Raw genomic sequence first — 16,914 nt, 5'->3', positions numbered from 1 at the left:
ACTGGGACCGGACACCGTCCGTCCACCCGAGCACACCGACAAGGACACAGAGATGACCCGCGTGATCGCCGGCAAAGCCGGCGGGCGCCGCCTCGCCGTCCCGCCAGGGACCGGTACCCGCCCCACCTCCGACCGCGCACGCGAGGGACTCTTCTCCACCTGGCAGTCCCTGCTCGGCGGCCCCCTCGACGGCGAACGGGTCCTCGACCTGTACGCCGGATCCGGCGCCGTCGGCCTGGAGGCGCTGTCCCGGGGCGCGGGGCACGTCCTGCTCGTCGAGGCCGACGCCCGCGCCGCCCGCACCGTCCGGGACAACGCCACGTCCCTCGGCCTGCCGGGCGCCGAGGTCAGGACGGGCAGAGCGGAACAGGTCATCCGCACCCCGGCCCCGGCCGAGCCGTACGACATCGTCTTCCTCGACCCGCCGTACGCCGTCTCCGACGACGATCTTCGGGAGATCCTGCTCACACTCCGCACGGAGGGCTGGCTCACCGAAGAAGCGCTCGTCACCGTGGAGCGCAGCACCAGAGGCGGGACGTTCGGCTGGCCCGACGGCTTCGAGGCGATCAGGGCCCGTCGCTACGGCGAGGGAACGTTTTGGTACGGTCGCGCCGCCTCTACGTGCGAAGACGCACGATGACCGGACCGGAGAGCGAGGGAAATCAAGTGCGCCGCGCCGTCTGTCCCGGGTCGTTCGACCCGATCACCAACGGACATCTCGACATCATCGCCCGGGCCTCCAGTCTCTACGACGAGGTCTACGTCGCGGTGATGATCAACCAGGCCAAGAAGGGCCTGTTCGAGATCGAGGAGCGGATCGACCTCATCGGCCAGGTCACCGCCGAGTACGGGAACGTCCGCGTGGAGGCCTTCCACGGCCTCCTCGTCGACTTCTGCAAGCAGCGCGAGATCCCGGCCATCGTCAAGGGCCTGCGTGCGGTCAGCGACTTCGACTACGAGCTGCAGATGGCCCAGATGAACAACGGCCTCTCCGGTGTGGAGACCCTCTTCATCCCCACCAACCCCACCTACAGCTTCCTGTCGTCCTCCCTGGTCAAGGAGGTCGCGACCTGGGGCGGCGACGTCTCCCACCTGGTGCCGCCGCTGGTCCTCGAAGCCCTCTCGGAACGCCTGAGGAAGGACTGAGCGCGCCCCGGCACGCTCCCGCGCCGCCTGCGGAGACCGACGATCCGTCACCCGGTGTCCCCACGACACCCCGGGGTCGTACAGTCGTCCCGTCCGTCTCCAACACAGCTGTAGAGAGTGGCGAGCACACGGTGGACGTGCAGAAGAAGCTCGACGAGATCACCGCGATGGTCTCCGGCGCCCGCGCCATGCCCATGTCGGCCTCGTGCGTGGTCAACCGCGCCGAGCTCCTCTCCATGCTGGAGGAGCTGCGCGCCGAGCTCCCCGGTTCCCTCGCCCGGGCCCAGGAGCTGATCGGCGACCGCGATCAGCTGGTCGAGCAGGCCCGCCAGGAGGCCGAGCGGATCATCGAGAGCGCGCACGCCGAACGCGGCTCCCTGATCGCCGACACGGAAGTGGCCCGCCGCTCCCAGGCCGAGGCCGACCGGATCCTCGCCGAGGCCCGTCAGGAGGCCGAGGAGATCCGCGCCGAGGCCGACGACTACGTCGACTCCAAGCTCGCCAACTTCGAGGTCGTCCTCACCAAGACCCTCGGCTCCGTCGGCCGGGGCCGGGAGAAGCTGCTGGGCACCGGACCCGGCCTCGACGAGAACGGCCACGAGGACGAGGACGCCCCCGAGCGCAGCCACGACCCCGAGACGCTGCGCCGCGACGCGGACACCTACGTCGACACCAAGCTCGGTGCCTTCGAGGCGGTCCTGGCCAAGACCCTGGAGGCCGTCGGCCGGGGCCGCCAGAAGCTGCACGGCCGGATCGCCACCGACGACCTCGGCGCCCTCGCCGACGACCTCAGCACCGTCCAGCACTCCAGCGACGCCGACTACCTCGCCGGCCTCGCGGCCCTCTCGGACGCCCCCGCCGAGCAGCCCCGGCAGCGGGAGTACGGCGAGCAGCAGCCGGCGGCGGCGCAGGCGCCGGCCGTACCGGAGATGCCGTCGCAGCAGCTGGCGTACGGCTACGCCCAGCAGCAGCCCGACCCGTACGGCGGCTACCAGCAGCCCTACGGCGACCAGCAGGACGCGTACGGCTACCAGCAGCAGACCGCCGACCCCTACGCGTATCAGGGCTACGACGCCCAGCAGCCCGCCTACGACCCCCAGCAGCCCGCCTACGACGCCCAGGGCTACGCCCAGCCCCAGCAGCCCCCGCAGCTGCCGCCGGCCCAGCCGGGGGCCCTCGACGAGACCAGCCTCTTCGACACCAGCATGATCAGTGCCGAGCAGCTGAGGGCCTACGAGCAGGGCCGCGGGCACTAGTCCGGGCACCGGCCCCGGGGCCGGATTGGGCCGAGAGCGAAAGGTCCAGTATCCTGGCTCTTCGGTCGCGCGTACGTCCGCGATCAACGCTGCCCGGGGACACCGCAGGGCGGCGTTCCCTCAGCTCGAAGATCGAAAGCAGGAATGGCTCTGAACGCCCGCCTCGACCACCGGAACCCTCTCGTGTTCGACACGCACGAGCTGGGACGGCGTCCTGGTGCGCTGCAGCGCTTGAACCGCACGATCGACGCTCCCCGGGACCTCGGTGTCGCGGGAGTCATCGGAGTGCCGGAAGGCGCCCCGGTGGAGCTCGAGCTCCGGCTCGAGTCGGTCATGGAAGGGGTGCTCGTCACAGGCACCGCCCGTGCCAAGGCCGAGGGGGAGTGCGTAAGGTGTCTGGAGCCGCTGGAGCAGCAGCTCGAAGCGGACTTCCAGGAGATGTTCTCGTACCCTGACGCCGACGACCGGGGCCGCGTGAAGGCGGAACCGGCCGACGACGCCGAGGAAGACGAGGACAGGCTCTTCGTCGAGGACGGCCTGATCGACCTCGAACCCGTGCTGCGCGATGCGGTGGTGCTCGCACTGCCGATGCAGCCGGTGTGCCAGGAAGACTGCCCGGGTCTGTGCTCCGAGTGCGGAGCACGCCTGGCGGACGACCCGGACCACCACCATGACGCCGTCGACATCCGTTGGGCGGCTTTGCAGGGACTCGCCGGTTCACTCGAAGACGGCGAGAAGGACGAGATGAGCGGCGCCGAACCGGGCGTCGACGAGAAGCAGGAGAAGTAGCCGTGGCTGTTCCGAAGCGGAAGATGTCGCGCAGCAACACGCGCCACCGCCGGTCGCAGTGGAAGGCTGCGGTCCCCACCCTGGTTGCGTGCGAGCGCTGCCACGAGCCCAAGCAGCAGCACATCGCGTGCCCGTCTTGCGGCACTTACAACAAGCGCCAGGTCCTCGAGGTCTGAGCGGCTGGTGAGAGGCACTGTGTCAGTCCCCAAGAAGGCGGAAGACGCCAAGAAGAAGGCGGACACCCAGGCCTCGTCCCACACGCTTCTGGAAGGGCGGCTCGGCTATCAGCTCGAGTCCGCCCTTCTGGTGCGTGCGCTGACCCACCGTTCCTACGCGTACGAGAACGGCGGTCTGCCGACGAACGAGCGGCTGGAGTTCCTCGGTGACTCCGTCCTCGGCCTCGTCGTCACGGACACGCTGTACCGCACCCACCCCGACCTGCCCGAGGGCCAGCTGGCCAAGTTGCGGGCCGCGGTGGTCAACTCGCGTGCGCTGGCGGAGGTGGGCCGCGGGCTCGACCTCGGTTCCTTCATCCGGCTCGGCCGCGGTGAAGAGGGCACGGGCGGCCGGGACAAGGCGTCCATCCTCGCCGACACCCTCGAAGCGGTGATCGGCGCGGTCTATCTCGACCAGGGCCTCGACGCGGCCTCCGAACTGGTGCACCGCCTGTTCGACCCGCTGATCGAGAAGTCCTCCAACCTCGGTGCCGGCCTGGACTGGAAGACCAGCCTCCAGGAACTCACCGCGACCGAAGGACTCGGCGTCCCCGAGTACCTGGTCACGGAGACCGGCCCGGACCACGAGAAGACCTTCACTGCTGCCGCCCGCGTCGGAGGCGTCTCGTACGGCACCGGCACCGGCCGCAGCAAGAAGGAGGCGGAGCAGCAGGCCGCGGAATCCGCGTGGCGGTCCATCCGCGCCGCGGCGGACGAACGCGCCAAGGCCACGGACACCCCGTCGGCCGCGGACGTCGTCACCGAGCCGAACACCGACGTGCCGTCGGCATCCGCCTGACCACAGCACAGCACGACCCGAGCGCCCGCCCCAGCACCGGGCGCGTCGGGCCGTCCACCGGACCGCCCGAGGGGAAGTCATGCCCGAGTTGCCCGAGGTCGAAGTCGTACGGCGCGGCCTGGAACGCTGGGTCGCCCACCGGACCGTCGCCGACGCCGAAGTCCTGCACCCGCGTGCCGTGCGTCGGCACGTCGCCGGCGGCGACGACTTCGCCCAGCGCCTGAAGGGGCACCGCATCGGCACGCCCAGCCGCCGCGGCAAGTACCTGTGGCTGCCCCTGGAGGACACCGGCCAGGCGGTCCTCGCCCACCTCGGCATGAGCGGCCAACTCCTGGTCCAGCCGCACGAGGCACCGGACGAGAAGCACCTGCGCATCCGCGTCCGCTTCGCCGACGGACTCGGCACCGAACTCCGCTTCGTCGACCAGCGCACCTTCGGCGGCCTGTCCCTGCACGACACCACCGCGGACGGACTGCCCGACGTCATCGGGCACATCGCCCGCGACCCCCTCGACCCGCTCTTCGACGACGAGGCGTTCCACCTGGCCCTGCGCCGCAAGCGCACCACCGTCAAACGGGCCCTGCTCGACCAGTCCCTGATCAGCGGCGTCGGCAACATCTACGCGGACGAGGCCCTGTGGCGCTCCCGCCTGCACTACGAACGTCCGACGGCCACCCTCACCCGGCCCCGCACCGCCGAACTCCTCGGCCACGTCCGGGACGTGATGAACGCGGCCCTCGCCGTCGGCGGCACCAGCTTCGACAGCCTGTACGTCAACGTCAACGGGGAGTCCGGCTACTTCGACCGCTCGCTCGACGCGTACGGCCGCGAGGGCCTGCCCTGCCGCCGCTGCGCGACGCCGATGCGCCGTCGGCCGTGGATGAACCGCTCCAGCTACTTCTGCCCGAAGTGCCAGCGCCCGCCGCGCGCGGCGTCCTAGTTCCGGGCGTCGTAGCGCTCACGTGACGCGAGCACCTCGTCCATGTGCCCCTCCAGGCACTGGATGAGCGCGATCAGCCGCCCGGCCACCTCGCGTCCCGGCGGGGTGAGTTCGTAGTCCACGCGGGGCGGGTTGGTGGGCTGGGCCTCGCGGTGCACCAGACCGTCGCGCTCCAGCGCGTGCAGGGTCTGGGACAGCATCTTCTCGCTCACGCCGTCGACACGGCGCCGCAGTTCGTTGAAGCGGAAGGACCCCTCGTACAGCGCGCCGAGCGTCAGCGCGCCCCAGCGTCCCGTGACGTGCTCCAGGGTGTCGCGCGAGGGACACGCCCGGGAGAACACGTCGTAGGGGAGGTCCTGTTCCTCCGTGCGCTCCTGCGTGGTCGACATGTCCCCAGCGTACGTGAGCACAGCGCCACCCCGCAGAACGCGCCGCCCCCGCGACAGCGCCCCGGCGCGTCGCTCAGTAGCCGAAGTCCTGTGTCCACCACGGACCGCCCGGGCCGAAGTGGACGCCGACGCCCAGGGTCCGGAAGTCGCAGTTCAGGATGTTGGCCTTGTGCCCCGGGCTGTCCATCCAGGCGTCCATCACGGCCTGGGCGTCGGCCTGTCCGCGGGCTATGTTCTCGCCGCCGAGGTTGCCTATCCCCACCGCCTCGGCCCGGTCCCACGGCGTGGCGCCGGCGGGGTCGGTGTGGTCGAAGAAGTCCTGTGCCGCCATGGTCGCGCTGAAGTCCTCGGCCAGTTCGCGCAGCGCGCTGTTCGCGGCCACCGGACTGCAGCCCGCCTCGGCCCGCTCGTCGTTGACGAGTTCGAGCACCTGGGCCTCGGCCGCGGCCTGCTCGGTCACGGAGCCGGCGGGGGCACCGGTCCGCTCCGGCGCCTCCGTGGCCGTGCGCGACGGCGCGGGCTGCTTCCGGCTGGGCGTGGACGCCTCGGGCTCCCGCGTCTTCGTCGGCGTCCCGGTCGGCGCGGCCGATGCCGATGCCGATGCCGACGTCGACGGGGAGGCGGAGGCGGAGGCCGAGGGCGAGGAGGAGGAGGGCGCGGGGGCGGAGGGCGGGGCGGAGCGGCCGGTGCCACGGTTCGCGGACGCGCCGCCGTCGGGGCCGGTGTCCGCGCTGCCGTAGGCACCGCCCTGCTCGGCCGGGTTGTTGGTCGGGACGTCGGCCGACTGCACCCGGTCGCCACCGCCGACACCGCCGAAGCGGTAGTCGTCGAGGCCGGGCACCGCACCCGTGGCCATGACGACCGTGCCGAGCGCGACCGCGGCGGAGACGCCGAGCAGCCCCGTGCGGACCGGCGCGACGGCCTTCTTCCGCCGGCTCCCGCGGCGCCGCGAACCCGCGCGCCGCGGACCGTCGTCCGGGGTGAAGCCCTCGCTGGGGAAGGGGACCGTGCGGCCCGCGCCCGGGTGGCCCTCGCCGTCCCGGTCGTCCGGCCCGAACAGGTAGGCGTCGCTCTTCGCGAGGGTCTCGGCGTACGCCTCGGGGTTCAGGTAGGGCGCGATGCCCATCGTGGGACGGACGTCCCGGCCCGGGACCGTCGGGTGCCGGCCCTGTTCCGCGGAGCCGTCCGTCCGGCGGCCCTCCGCGGCGCGGCCGGTGGCGGCGCGGCCGGCGGCGGAGCGTCGGTGGCGTCCCATGTCCTGGCCTTCCTCGTCCTCACGGTCGACGTGTCCTGGCGTTCACCCAGTACTCACACGAACGGGTGAGTTTCAGATGGGATTCATTGGGTGGGGACGGTACCGCATGGTGTCAGGGGGTGAAGTGCCCGGAGAGACATTGACTGGTTAGGTTGCACTCATGAGCGAGGATGTACGGCTGGTCGCGTGGGTGCGCGGGCAGGTCCAGGGCGTGGGTTTCCGCTGGTTCACGCGGGCCAGGGCGCTGGAACTCGGCGATGTGAGTGGTTTTGCTCTCAATCTGGCCGACGGGCGTGTCCAGGTGGTCGCGGAAGGCCCGCGCGAGCGGTGCGAGGGGCTCCTCGACTGGCTGCGGGCCGGCGACACGCCCGGACGCGTGGACGGCGTCACCGAGATCTGGGCCACACCCCGCGGCGGCTACGAGGGCTTCGCCATCCGCTGACGCGGCACCGCGCGGAGCCGGCCCGGCGCCCGGAGCGAGGGGGCGGGGGAAGGAGAACGAGCAGGTGGTTGCGGAGAACGCCGACCTCGTGGCAGGCTCCTCACCCAGGATGATCGCCACGCCCCCAGGGGCCCGCAGGAGTCGCCGCGCCGCCGTTTCCCGGCCGCGCGCCCCGGGCACCCGTCAATACGGGGCGTGATCGTGTTGACCGTCAAACTTTTTGGTGAGACGCTGAAAGCCCCGCGCACCTTAGCTGTTTGGCATGGTTGAACGGCAGTAAAAACTGAAGAGTGCCAAGCACCGCGGGTGCGAATCCCTCACGACCCACACCGCTTCGGTCGGTCACTCATTGTGGAGGACCATCCATCATGGCAAAGGCGCTTCTCGGTTACGTCGGCGGCTCCGACCCTCGACTCCTCGCCGAGATGCGACGGCTCCAGCAGCGCGTCCAGGACCTGGAATCCGAGCTCGGACGGATCCAGGCGGAGAAGGACGCGTTGGCGGCTGCCGCTTCTCACGACAGGATCATGGAGAGCATGGAGAGCGTTGACGCACACCAGGCGGAGCCTGCGCTCACCTGATCACTGCATCGCTCCACGACGGCACAGCAGTGGTTGGGCCGCCCGTACAACCGCTCAGTTGTCTGAGTTGCAAGGGACGCTTCGGCGTCCCTTCTTTCTTTCCCCCGCCCGTCCGTCCCGTCCGCGGCTCCTGCCCGGCCCGACCCTTCCCCCGTGCATCCTTTCACTCTCTTCAACGTCTGATGTGCCCTGCATGTTCATCCGTGAAACCGCGTCGGTTCACCGGTTCATGAAGGGGGACACCCCCGAAAGGTAGAGTCCGGCGGCGTGCACCTGAAGGCCCTGACCCTCCGCGGGTTCAAGTCGTTCGCCTCGGCGACCACGTTCCGGTTCGAGCCCGGCATCACCTGCGTCGTCGGCCCCAACGGATCGGGCAAGTCCAACGTCGTGGACGCGCTCAGCTGGGTGATGGGCGAACAAGGCGCCAAGTCGCTGCGCGGCGGCAAGATGGAGGACGTCATCTTCGCGGGCACCACCGGCCGACCGCCGCTGGGCCGCGCCGAGGTGTCCCTCACCATCGACAACTCCGACGGGGCCCTGCCCATCGAGTACGCCGAGGTCACCATCACGCGGATCATGTTCCGCAACGGAGGCAGCGAGTACCAGATCAACGGCGACACCTGCCGCCTGCTCGACATCCAGGAACTGCTCTCCGACTCCGGCATCGGCCGCGAGATGCACGTCATCGTCGGCCAGGGCCGGCTCGACTCCGTCCTGCACGCAGACCCCACGGGCCGCCGCGCCTTCATCGAGGAGGCCGCGGGCGTCCTCAAGCACCGCAAGCGCAAGGAGAAGGCGCTCAGGAAACTGGACGCGATGCAGGCCAACCTCGCCCGCGTACAGGACCTCACCGACGAACTGCGGCGCCAGCTCAAGCCGCTCGGCCGGCAGGCGGCGGTGGCGAGAAGGGCCGCCGTCATCCAGGCCGACCTGCGCGACGCCCGGCTCAGGCTCCTCGCCGACGACCTCGTACGGCTGCGCGAGGCGCTCCGGGCCGAGATCGCCGACGAGGCCGCCCTGAAGGAGCGCAAGGAGGCCGCCGAACGGGAGCTGGGCAAGGCGCTGCGGCGGGAGGCGGACCTGGAGGACGAGGTGCGCCGGCTCGCCCCGCGCCTGCAGCGGGCCCAGCAGACCTGGTACGAGCTGTCCCAGCTCGCGGAGCGGGTGCGCGGCACGATCTCGCTGGCCGACGCCCGCGTGAAGAGCGCCACCTCCGCGCCGCCCGAGGAGCGGCGCGGCCGGGATCCGGAGGACCTGGAGCGCGAGGCCGCCCGCGTGCGCGAGCAGGAGGCCGAGCTGGAGGCGGCCCTGGAGGCGGCCGAGCGCGCCCTGGAGGACACGGTCGCCCACCGCGCCGACCTCGAACGCGAGCTGGCCCTGGAGGAGCGCCGCCTCAAGGACGTCGCCCGCGCCATCGCCGACCGCCGCGAGGGGCTCGCCCGGCTCAGCGGCCAGGTCGGTGCCGCCCGTTCCCGTGCCGCCTCCGCCCAGGCGGAGGTCGAGCGGCTGGTCGCCGCCCGGGACGAGTCCCGGGAACGCGCCGCCGCCGCCCAGGAGGAGTACGAGGCGCTCCGGGCCGAGGTCGACGGACTCGACGCCGGGGACCAGGAACTCGCCGAGCGGCACGAGGCCGCCAAGCGCCGGCTGGCCGAGGCGGAGGCCGCCCGGAACGCCGCCCGCGAGGCGGCCACCGCGGCGGAGCGCGAGCGCGCGGCGACGCGGGCCCGCCACGACGCCCTCGCCCTGGGCCTGCGCCGCAAGGACGGTACCGGTGCGCTGCTCGCCGCGCGGGACGGCCTCGGCGGACTGCTCGGCCCCGCCGCCGGACTGCTCACCGTGGCGCCGGGCCACGAGATCGCCCTGGCCGCCGCCTTCGCGGCCGCCGCCGACGCCCTGGTGGCGGCGTCCCCGGCGGCCGCCGCCGACGCGATCCGGCACCTGCGCAAGCAGGACGCGGGCCGCGCCGCGCTGCTGCTCGCCGGCGCCCCCGACGACGTGCCGTACGAGCCGCGGGGCGACGGACCGCCGTACGCCGCCGACCTCGTCCAAGGGCCCGACGACCTGATGCCCGCCGTGCGGCGGCTGCTGCGCGGGACCGTCGTCGTCGACACCCTGGAGGAGGCCGAGGACCTCGTCCACGCCCACCCCGGACTGACCGCCGTCACGGCCGAGGGCGACCTGCTGGGGGCCCACTTCGCACAGGGCGGGTCGGCCGGGGCGCCCAGCCTGCTGGAGGTGCAGGCGTCCGTGGACGAGGCCGCCGCCGAGCTGGCGGAGCTGGACGTGCGGTGCGCGGAGCTGGCCGAGGCGCAGGAGGCGGCCGTCGAACGGCGCCGGGAGTGTGCCGCGCTCGTCGAGGAGCTGGGGGAGCGGCGCCGGGCCGCCGAGCGGGAGAAGTCGTCCGTCGCCCAGCAGTTGGGGCGGCTCGCCGGACAGGCGCGGGGCGCGGCCGGTGAGGCCGAGCGGTCCGCCGCCGCGGCGGAGCGGGCGCAGGAGGCGCTGGACAGGGCGCTCATGGAGGTCGAGGAACTGGCCGAGCGGCTCGCGGTCGCGGAGGAGAGCGCTCCCTTCGGGGAAGGGGGAGAGGAGGAACCCGACACCTCCGTCCGCGACCGGCTCGCCGCCGACGGCGCCAACGCGCGGCAGACCGAGATGGAGGCCCGCCTCCAGGCCCGTACGCACGAGGAGCGGGTCAAGGCGCTCGCCGGACGTGCCGACTCCCTCGACCGGGCCGCCCGCGCCGAACGCGAGGCACGCGCACGTGCCGAGCAGCGGCGCGCGCGGTTGCGGCACGAGGCGGCCGTCGCCGGAGCCGTCGCCGAGGGCGCCCGGCAACTGCTGGCGCACGTCGAGGTCTCCCTGGTCCGCGCCGACGAGGAGCGCACCGCCGCCGAGGCCGTCAAGGCCCGGCGCGAGCAGGAACTGACCGCCGCGCGCACCGCGGGGCGCGACCTCAAGGCCGAGCTGGACAAGTTGACGGATTCAGTTCACCGGGGCGAGGTACTCGGCGCCGAGAAGCGGCTGCGCATCGAGCAGCTGGAGACCAAGGCGCTGGAGGAACTCGGTGTGGAACCGGCGGGGCTCGAGGCCGAGTACGGGCCGCATCAACTGGTGCCGCCCTCGCCCCCCGCCGAGGGCGAGCAGCCCCCGGAGGCCGAATCCGACAGCGGCTCCACCGCGGGGGAGGATCCCCGCAACCGCCCCCGGCCCTTCGTACGGGCCGAGCAGGAGAAGCGGCTGAAGGCTGCCGAACGGGCGTACCAGCAGCTCGGCAAGGTCAATCCCCTGGCCCTGGAGGAGTTCGCGGCGCTGGAGGAGCGGCACCAATTCCTCAGCGAGCAGCTCGAGGACCTGAAGAAGACCCGCGCCGACCTGCTCCGGGTCGTCAAGGAGGTCGACGAACGCGTCGAACAGGTCTTCACGGAGGCCTTCCGGGACACGGCCCGGGAGTTCGAGGGCGTGTTCGGCCGGCTCTTCCCCGGCGGTGAGGGACGCCTGGTGCTGACCGACCCCGACAACATGCTCACCACGGGTGTGGACGTCGAGGCGCGGCCACCGGGCAAGAAGGTCAAGCGGCTCTCGCTGCTCTCGGGCGGGGAGCGCTCGCTGACCGCCGTGGCGCTGCTCGTGTCGATCTTCAAGGCGCGGCCCAGCCCGTTCTACGTCATGGACGAGGTCGAGGCGGCGCTCGACGACACCAACCTGCAGCGGCTGATCCGGCTCATGCAGGAGCTGCGGGAGACCTCGCAGCTGATCGTCATCACGCACCAGAAGCGGACGATGGAGGTCGCCGACGCGCTGTACGGCGTCTCCATGCAGGGCGACGGCGTGTCGAAGGTCATCGGTCAGCGCCTGCGCGAGCCTGTGTAGGACGTCACGAGCCGGGCACGTGAGCTTCAACTGTTGAACACATCGATGTCGAGGGCATCGGATAACTCACATCTCTTGCCCTATTGACTTCGAAACTTGAAGGCATAGTCTCTGCAACGTTGCTTTTACCTTCAGGTTCCTTTGGTGGCACCTCGAAGGCGAACCGCCCCGGCAGCGTTGCCGGAAGCCCGAGGAGTACACGTGGCCAGCACAGCGCAGGCACCCAATCCAGGAGCCAGGACGGCTCATCCCGATCATCTCGGGCACGTCATCTTCATCGCGGCGGCGGCCGCGATGGGCGGTTTCCTCTTCGGCTACGACAGCTCCGTCATCAACGGCGCCGTCGAGGCCATCCGGGACCGCTACGACGTCGGCTCCGCGTTGCTGGCCCAGGTCATCGCCGTCGCGCTGATCGGCTGCGCCATCGGCGCCGCGACCGCCGGACGCATCGCCGACCGCATCGGCCGCATCCGCTGCATGCAGATCGCCGCCATCCTGTTCACCGTCAGCGCCATCGGCTCGGCCCTGCCCTTCGCGCTGTGGGACCTCGCCATGTGGCGCATCATCGGCGGCTTCGCCATCGGCATGGCCTCGGTGATCGGCCCCGCCTACATCGCCGAGGTCTCCCCGCCCGCCTACCGCGGCCGGCTCGGCTCCTTCCAGCAGGCCGCGATCGTCATCGGCATCGCCGTCTCGCAGCTGGTCAACTGGGGCCTGCTCAACGCCGCCGGCGGTGACCAGCGCGGCGAGCTGATGGGCCTGGAGGCCTGGCAGGTCATGCTCGGCGTCATGGTGATCCCGGCCGTCCTGTACGGCCTGCTGTCCTTCGCCATCCCCGAGTCGCCCCGCTTCCTGATCTCCGTGGGCAAGCACCAGCGTGCCAAGCAGATCCTCGAAGAGGTCGAGGGCAAGGACGTGGACCTCGACGCCCGCGTCGCCGAGATCGAACACGCCATGCACAGCGAGGAGAAGTCCTCCTTCAAGGACCTCCTCGGCGGCAGCTTCTTCTTCAAGCCGATCGTCTGGATCGGCATCGGCCTGTCGGTCTTCCAGCAGTTCGTCGGCATCAACGTCGCGTTCTACTACTCCTCGACGCTGTGGCAGTCGGTCGGCGTCGACCCGACGGACTCGTTCTTCTACTCGTTCACGACGTCGATCATCAACATCATCGGCACCGTGATCGCGATGATCTTCGTGGACCGCGTCGGCCGCAAGCCGCTCGCCCTCATCGGCTCCGTCGGCATGGTGATCGGTCTGGCGCTGGAGGCCTGGGCCTTCTCCTTCGACCTGGTCGACGGCAAGCTCCCGGCCACCCAGGGCTGGGTCGCCCTGATCGCCGCCCACGTGTTCGTCCTGTTCTTCGCCCTGTCCTGGGGCGTGGTCGTGTGGGTCTTCCTCGGCGAGATGTTCCCGAACCGGATCCGCGCCGCCGCCCTGGGCGTGGCCGCGTCCGCGCAGTGGATCGCCAACTGGGCGATCACCGCGAGCTTCCCGTCGCTGGCCGACTGGAACCTGTCCGCCACCTACGTGATCTACACGATCTTCGCCGCGCTCTCCATCCCGTTCGTGCTGAAGTACGTGAAGGAGACGAAGGGCAAGGCCCTGGAGGAGATGGGCTGACCGCCCTCCCCGAGTTCGGGGGGAAGGGCCCAATCCCCGCTGCCCCTCTCCCCGTATCGTGCCGCCGCCCCCGTCCGGTCCCCTCCGGACGGGGGCGGCGGCGTTCTGCGGTCCGGTGCCGGGGGCCGGGGTCGCGACGCGCGTACGGCGGCGCGCACGCACCCGGCTGCGCGGCCGGCCGACCGGCCGCCGTCCGCACCGGCACGGTGCGGCGTCCCCGCCGACGGGCCGTCCTCGACCGGACCGTCTACGGCCGGACCGTCCACAGCCGGCCCGGTCCACGGCCGGCACGGGTGGGGTCAGCGAAGACCCGGCGGGGGAGCGAAGGGGAGGCACCCCGGGGGGTGGCACGGGCGGCGGAGGGACAACCGGGCCCGGCGGGCGCGGGGCGAGCGGGAGGGGCCTGCCGGAGAGTTCGGTGCGGGGTGAGCGTGAGGGGCCGACCGGAGAGTTCGGCACAGGATGAGCGGGAGGGGCCGACCGGAGGGCCCGGCGCGGGGTGAGCGGGACGGACCGCCGGGTCTTCGGCGGCGAGCGCGCTGGAAGGACCCGCTCGGCCCCGGCGAGGACGGCAACCGCCCGCCAGGCCGGGACAGCGGTCCGCCGGCGGGACGGCGACCACTCACCGGCCCCGGGCGGCCCCGCCCGGGAACCGGTGGGCGGTCGCGGACCGGGTGGCGCCGCCGACGCGAACGTCCCCCTCCGCCGGGCGGGCGGAGGGGGACGAGGGCGGGAACGCGGTGTCAGACGCCGAGCGTCTCGGGCTGCTCGACCCGCTCGACGGGCGCCGCCGGGACGACCACCGCCGGCTTCGGCAGCACCGCGTACAGCAGCCCGGAGATCACCACCGTGGCGACCCAGCCGAGGCCGTACTCGCCGATGACGTTGTTCGTGGCGAGCGGACCCGTGAACCAGTCGGACGTCGTGAACATCAGGCCCGCGGCCAGGCCCACCGCCCAGGCGGCGACGGCGGCGGGGGAGAAGCCGCCCCGGTACCAGTAGGCGCTGGTGCGGCCGGTGTCGGCCAGCGCCTCGCCGTCGTACTCCCTGCGGCGCAGCATGTCCGCGCCGAAGACGCCGACCCAGGCGGAGAAGGCCACCGCGAGCAGCGACAGGAAGGCGATGAAGGAGCCCATGAAGCTGGTCGCCACCAGCATCAGCACGCCGCCGAAGACCAGTGAGATCACGGCGTTCACCGAGACCGCCCAGTGCCGCGGGACCTTGAAGCCGAGGGTCTGGGCGGTGAAGCCCGCCGAGTACATCGACATGGAGTTGATCAGCAGCATGCCGATCAGCGCGATCAGCAGGTACGGCACGGCGATCCACGTCGGCAGGATCTCGCCCAGGAAGGAGACCGGGTCGGCGGCCGAGGCCAGGTCCGGCGTGGAGACCGCCATGACCGCGCCCATCAGCACCATCGGCAGCACGACGATCCCCGCACCGCCGACCGTGACCCCCACGATCCCCTTCGAGGAGGCCGTGCGCGGCAGGTACCGCGTGAAGTCCGGCGCGGACGGGATCCAGCTCACGCCGCCCGCCGCGATCAGCCCCACGCCGGTGACCATCGCGGCCACCGAACCGGCGGACCGGTCGAAGACCGCGGACCAGTCGGTGTCGACGACCAGGTAGCCCAGCACCAGCACCGAGAAGGCGCCGAAGAGGTACGCCGCGTACTTGTTGCACTTCTGCACGGCGTTGATGCCCAGTCCGGAGATCGCGAACGTCGCGACGACGAAGACGAGCAGCGTCACCATGTCCAGCACGCTGTTGGCCTCGATGCCGAACACGATGTCCAGCACGGTCAGCACGGCGTAGGCGCCGGTCACCGCGTTGATCGTCTCCCAGCCCCAGCGGGCGACCCAGATCAGCGCCCCGGGCAGCAGGTTGCCCCGCTGACCGAAGACCGCCCGGGACAGCGCCATGCCGGGGGCGCCGCCGCGCTTGCCGGCGATGCCGATCAGGCCCACCAGGCCGTACGACACCGCGGGCGCGGCGGCCGCGACGACCAGGGCCTGCCAGAAGTTCAGGTGGTACGCCACGACGAGGCTCGCACCCATGGTGAGCAGCAGCACGCTGATGTTGGCGCCGACCCAGGTCGGGAAGAGCTCGCGGGTCCGGGCGGTGCGCTCGTGGTCGGGCACCTGCTCGATGCCCCGGGTCTCCAGGGCGCCTTCTGTCTCGGCGGTCTTGCTCATGTGGGGGGTCCGTGCCTCGATCGTGTGGAAGAGAATGCGTTCGGGACTCTACGCGCGTTGACGCGGCCTCTTCCATCGTACTTTGGTCCGACTCCGTCCTTCCAGGGGCCTTTGTCCCTTGGAGGAAGCCACAATCGGGTGTCCCGGCAGCCCATGACTGATACTGGTCGGGTTATGGAAATCCTCATCCTTGCTGTAGTCATCGCCGTGGTCGTGATCGGCGCGCTCGGCGGGCTGGTCGTGGGCAGTCGCCGCAAGAAGCAGCTGCCTCCGCCACCTCCCTCGACGCCCGACATCACCGCCCCTCCGGCCGAGCCGCACGTCGGCGAAGAGGCCGAGACGCCCCGCGACGAAACGCGCCGGACGATAGAGGAGGTCGACCTCCCGGACGGCGGCACCGCTCCCGTCGGTGTCGAGGAGCCGCCCGTCGTCGAAGAGCTCGAGATCCCGCAGATCGAGGTCCCCGAGCCCACCGCCGGCCGTCTGGTCCGCCTCCGCGCCCGTCTCTCCCGCTCGCAGAACGCCCTCGGGAAGGGCCTGCTCACCCTGCTCTCCCGCGAGCACCTCGACGAGGACACCTGGGAGGAGGTCGAGGACACGCTGCTCACCGCCGACGTCGGTGTGCGGCCCACCCAGGAGCTGGTCGAGCGGCTGCGCGAGCGCGTGAAGGTGCTCGGCACCCGCACGCCCGAGGAGCTGCGCGGCCTGCTGCGCGAGGAGCTGATCACGCTGGTCGGCCCCGACATGGACCGCGAGGTCAAGACCGAGCCCGCCACCGGCAAGCCCGGCATCGTGATGGTCGTCGGCGTCAACGGCACCGGTAAGACCACCACCACCGGCAAGCTCGCCCGGGTCCTGATCGCCGACGGCCGCAGCGTCGTCCTCGGCGCCGCCGACACCTTCCGCGCGGCCGCCGCCGACCAGCTGCAGACCTGGGGCGAGCGGGTCGGCGCCCACACCGTGCGCGGCCCGGAGGGCGGCGACCCCGCCTCCGTCGCCTTCGACGCGGTCAAGGAGGGCAAGGACGTCGGCGCCGACGTGGTGCTCATCGACACCGCCGGCCGCCTGCACACCAAGACCGGCCTCATGGACGAGCTCGGCAAGGTCAAGCGCGTGGTGGAGAAGCAGGCCCCGCTCGACGAGGTGCTGCTGGTGCTCGACGCCACCACCGGCCAGAACGGCCTGATCCAGGCCCGTGTCTTCGCCGAGGTGGTCAACATCACCGGCATCGTCCTGACCAAGCTGGACGGCACCGCCAAGGGCGGCATCGTCATCGCGGTCCAGCGCGAGCTGGGCGTCCCGGTCAAGCTGATCGGGCTCGGCGAGGGCCCCGACGACCTGGCGCCGTTCGAGCCGGCGGCGTTCGTGGACGCGCTCATCGGCGAGTGACACCCGCCGGCCCGCGCCGGCGCGCACG

At 71.7% G+C, this 16,914-nt stretch carries 15 protein-coding genes; 12 read left to right on the top strand and 3 right to left on the bottom strand.

What is annotated here, in order from left to right; translation table 11 throughout:
• Window positions 1-52: 52 nt before the first annotated feature.
• The 7 genes from rsmD (at window position 53) to mutM (ending at window position 5,145) form a co-directional block, all read left to right on the top strand.
• Complete coding sequence (gene rsmD, locus JHAT_RS16370) at window positions 53-640, top strand: 16S rRNA (guanine(966)-N(2))-methyltransferase RsmD (protein ID WP_077798917.1); 588 nt, start codon at window positions 53-55, stop codon at window positions 638-640.
• Between the two features lie 26 nt (window positions 641-666).
• Window positions 667-1,146, top strand: a complete 480-nt coding sequence (gene coaD / locus JHAT_RS16365) for a pantetheine-phosphate adenylyltransferase (protein WP_077798916.1) — start codon at window positions 667-669, stop codon at window positions 1,144-1,146.
• Between the two features lie 131 nt (window positions 1,147-1,277).
• Window positions 1,278-2,402 carry an ATP synthase F0 subunit B gene (locus tag JHAT_RS16360; RefSeq protein WP_077798915.1) on the top strand — a complete coding sequence of 375 codons (1,125 nt, stop codon included), beginning with the start codon at window positions 1,278-1,280 and terminating at the stop codon, window positions 2,400-2,402.
• A gap of 144 nt (window positions 2,403-2,546) precedes the next feature.
• Window positions 2,547-3,191, top strand: a complete 645-nt coding sequence (locus JHAT_RS16355; RefSeq protein ID WP_077798914.1) for a DUF177 domain-containing protein — start codon at window positions 2,547-2,549, stop codon at window positions 3,189-3,191.
• Between the two features lie 2 nt (window positions 3,192-3,193).
• On the top strand, window positions 3,194-3,367 hold the full coding sequence (gene rpmF / locus JHAT_RS16350) for a 50S ribosomal protein L32 (RefSeq protein ID WP_003951102.1): 174 nt from the start codon (window positions 3,194-3,196) through the stop codon (window positions 3,365-3,367).
• A gap of 7 nt (window positions 3,368-3,374) precedes the next feature.
• Window positions 3,375-4,205 carry a ribonuclease III gene (gene rnc / locus JHAT_RS16345; protein WP_171990921.1) on the top strand — a complete coding sequence of 277 codons (831 nt, stop codon included), beginning with the start codon at window positions 3,375-3,377 and terminating at the stop codon, window positions 4,203-4,205.
• 79 nt (window positions 4,206-4,284) lie between these two features.
• Window positions 4,285-5,145 carry a bifunctional DNA-formamidopyrimidine glycosylase/DNA-(apurinic or apyrimidinic site) lyase gene (mutM, locus tag JHAT_RS16340; protein ID WP_077798912.1) on the top strand — a complete coding sequence of 287 codons (861 nt, stop codon included), beginning with the start codon at window positions 4,285-4,287 and terminating at the stop codon, window positions 5,143-5,145.
• On the opposite strand, the gene JHAT_RS16335 is transcribed toward mutM, so the two are convergent.
• Together JHAT_RS16335 and JHAT_RS16330 are read right to left on the bottom strand one after the other, a co-directional pair.
• Entirely contained in the window at window positions 5,142-5,534 is a 393-nt protein-coding gene (locus tag JHAT_RS16335) for a helix-turn-helix domain-containing protein (RefSeq protein ID WP_171990920.1), read from the bottom strand. The genes mutM and JHAT_RS16335 overlap by 4 nt on opposite strands.
• Before the next feature lie 73 nt (window positions 5,535-5,607).
• Window positions 5,608-6,789, bottom strand: coding sequence for a CAP domain-containing protein (locus JHAT_RS16330; protein WP_077798910.1), 1,182 nt, complete (start codon window positions 6,787-6,789; stop codon window positions 5,608-5,610).
• A 160-nt stretch (window positions 6,790-6,949) separates the two neighbouring features.
• Here JHAT_RS16330 and JHAT_RS16325 point away from each other — a divergent pair, with 160 nt between their 5' ends.
• The 4 genes from JHAT_RS16325 to JHAT_RS16310 all read left to right on the top strand — a co-directional run bounded on the left by JHAT_RS16325 (window position 6,950) and on the right by JHAT_RS16310 (window position 13,302).
• Entirely contained in the window at window positions 6,950-7,231 is a 282-nt protein-coding gene (locus JHAT_RS16325; protein WP_077798909.1) for an acylphosphatase, read from the top strand.
• A 368-nt stretch (window positions 7,232-7,599) separates the two neighbouring features.
• Window positions 7,600-7,812: a hypothetical protein gene (locus JHAT_RS16320; protein ID WP_030188592.1), complete on the top strand. Its 213-nt coding sequence runs from the start codon at window positions 7,600-7,602 to the stop codon at window positions 7,810-7,812.
• A gap of 267 nt (window positions 7,813-8,079) precedes the next feature.
• Complete coding sequence (smc, locus tag JHAT_RS16315; RefSeq protein ID WP_077798908.1) at window positions 8,080-11,682, top strand: chromosome segregation protein SMC; 3,603 nt, start codon at window positions 8,080-8,082, stop codon at window positions 11,680-11,682.
• A 201-nt stretch (window positions 11,683-11,883) separates the two neighbouring features.
• Window positions 11,884-13,302: a sugar porter family MFS transporter gene (locus JHAT_RS16310; protein ID WP_077798907.1), complete on the top strand. Its 1,419-nt coding sequence runs from the start codon at window positions 11,884-11,886 to the stop codon at window positions 13,300-13,302.
• Window positions 13,303-14,045: 743 nt separating this feature from the next.
• Here JHAT_RS16310 and JHAT_RS16305 read toward each other — a convergent pair.
• Window positions 14,046-15,497 carry a cytosine permease gene (locus JHAT_RS16305; protein ID WP_077798906.1) on the bottom strand — a complete coding sequence of 484 codons (1,452 nt, stop codon included), beginning with the start codon at window positions 15,495-15,497 and terminating at the stop codon, window positions 14,046-14,048.
• A 174-nt stretch (window positions 15,498-15,671) separates the two neighbouring features.
• Between JHAT_RS16305 and ftsY the strand changes: the two genes are divergently transcribed.
• Window positions 15,672-16,886 (top strand): signal recognition particle-docking protein FtsY, encoded by a 1,215-nt coding sequence (ftsY, locus tag JHAT_RS16300; protein ID WP_077798905.1) that lies wholly within the window; start codon window positions 15,672-15,674, stop codon window positions 16,884-16,886.
• Window positions 16,887-16,914: the final 28 nt, after the last annotated feature.

It is taken from the genome of Streptomyces sp. JHA26 (assembly GCF_002005565.1).
Lineage (GTDB): Bacteria > Actinomycetota > Actinomycetes > Streptomycetales > Streptomycetaceae > Streptomyces.
Note: the sequence above shows the minus strand (reverse complement) of the source record. Positions and strands in the feature narration are given on the sequence as shown.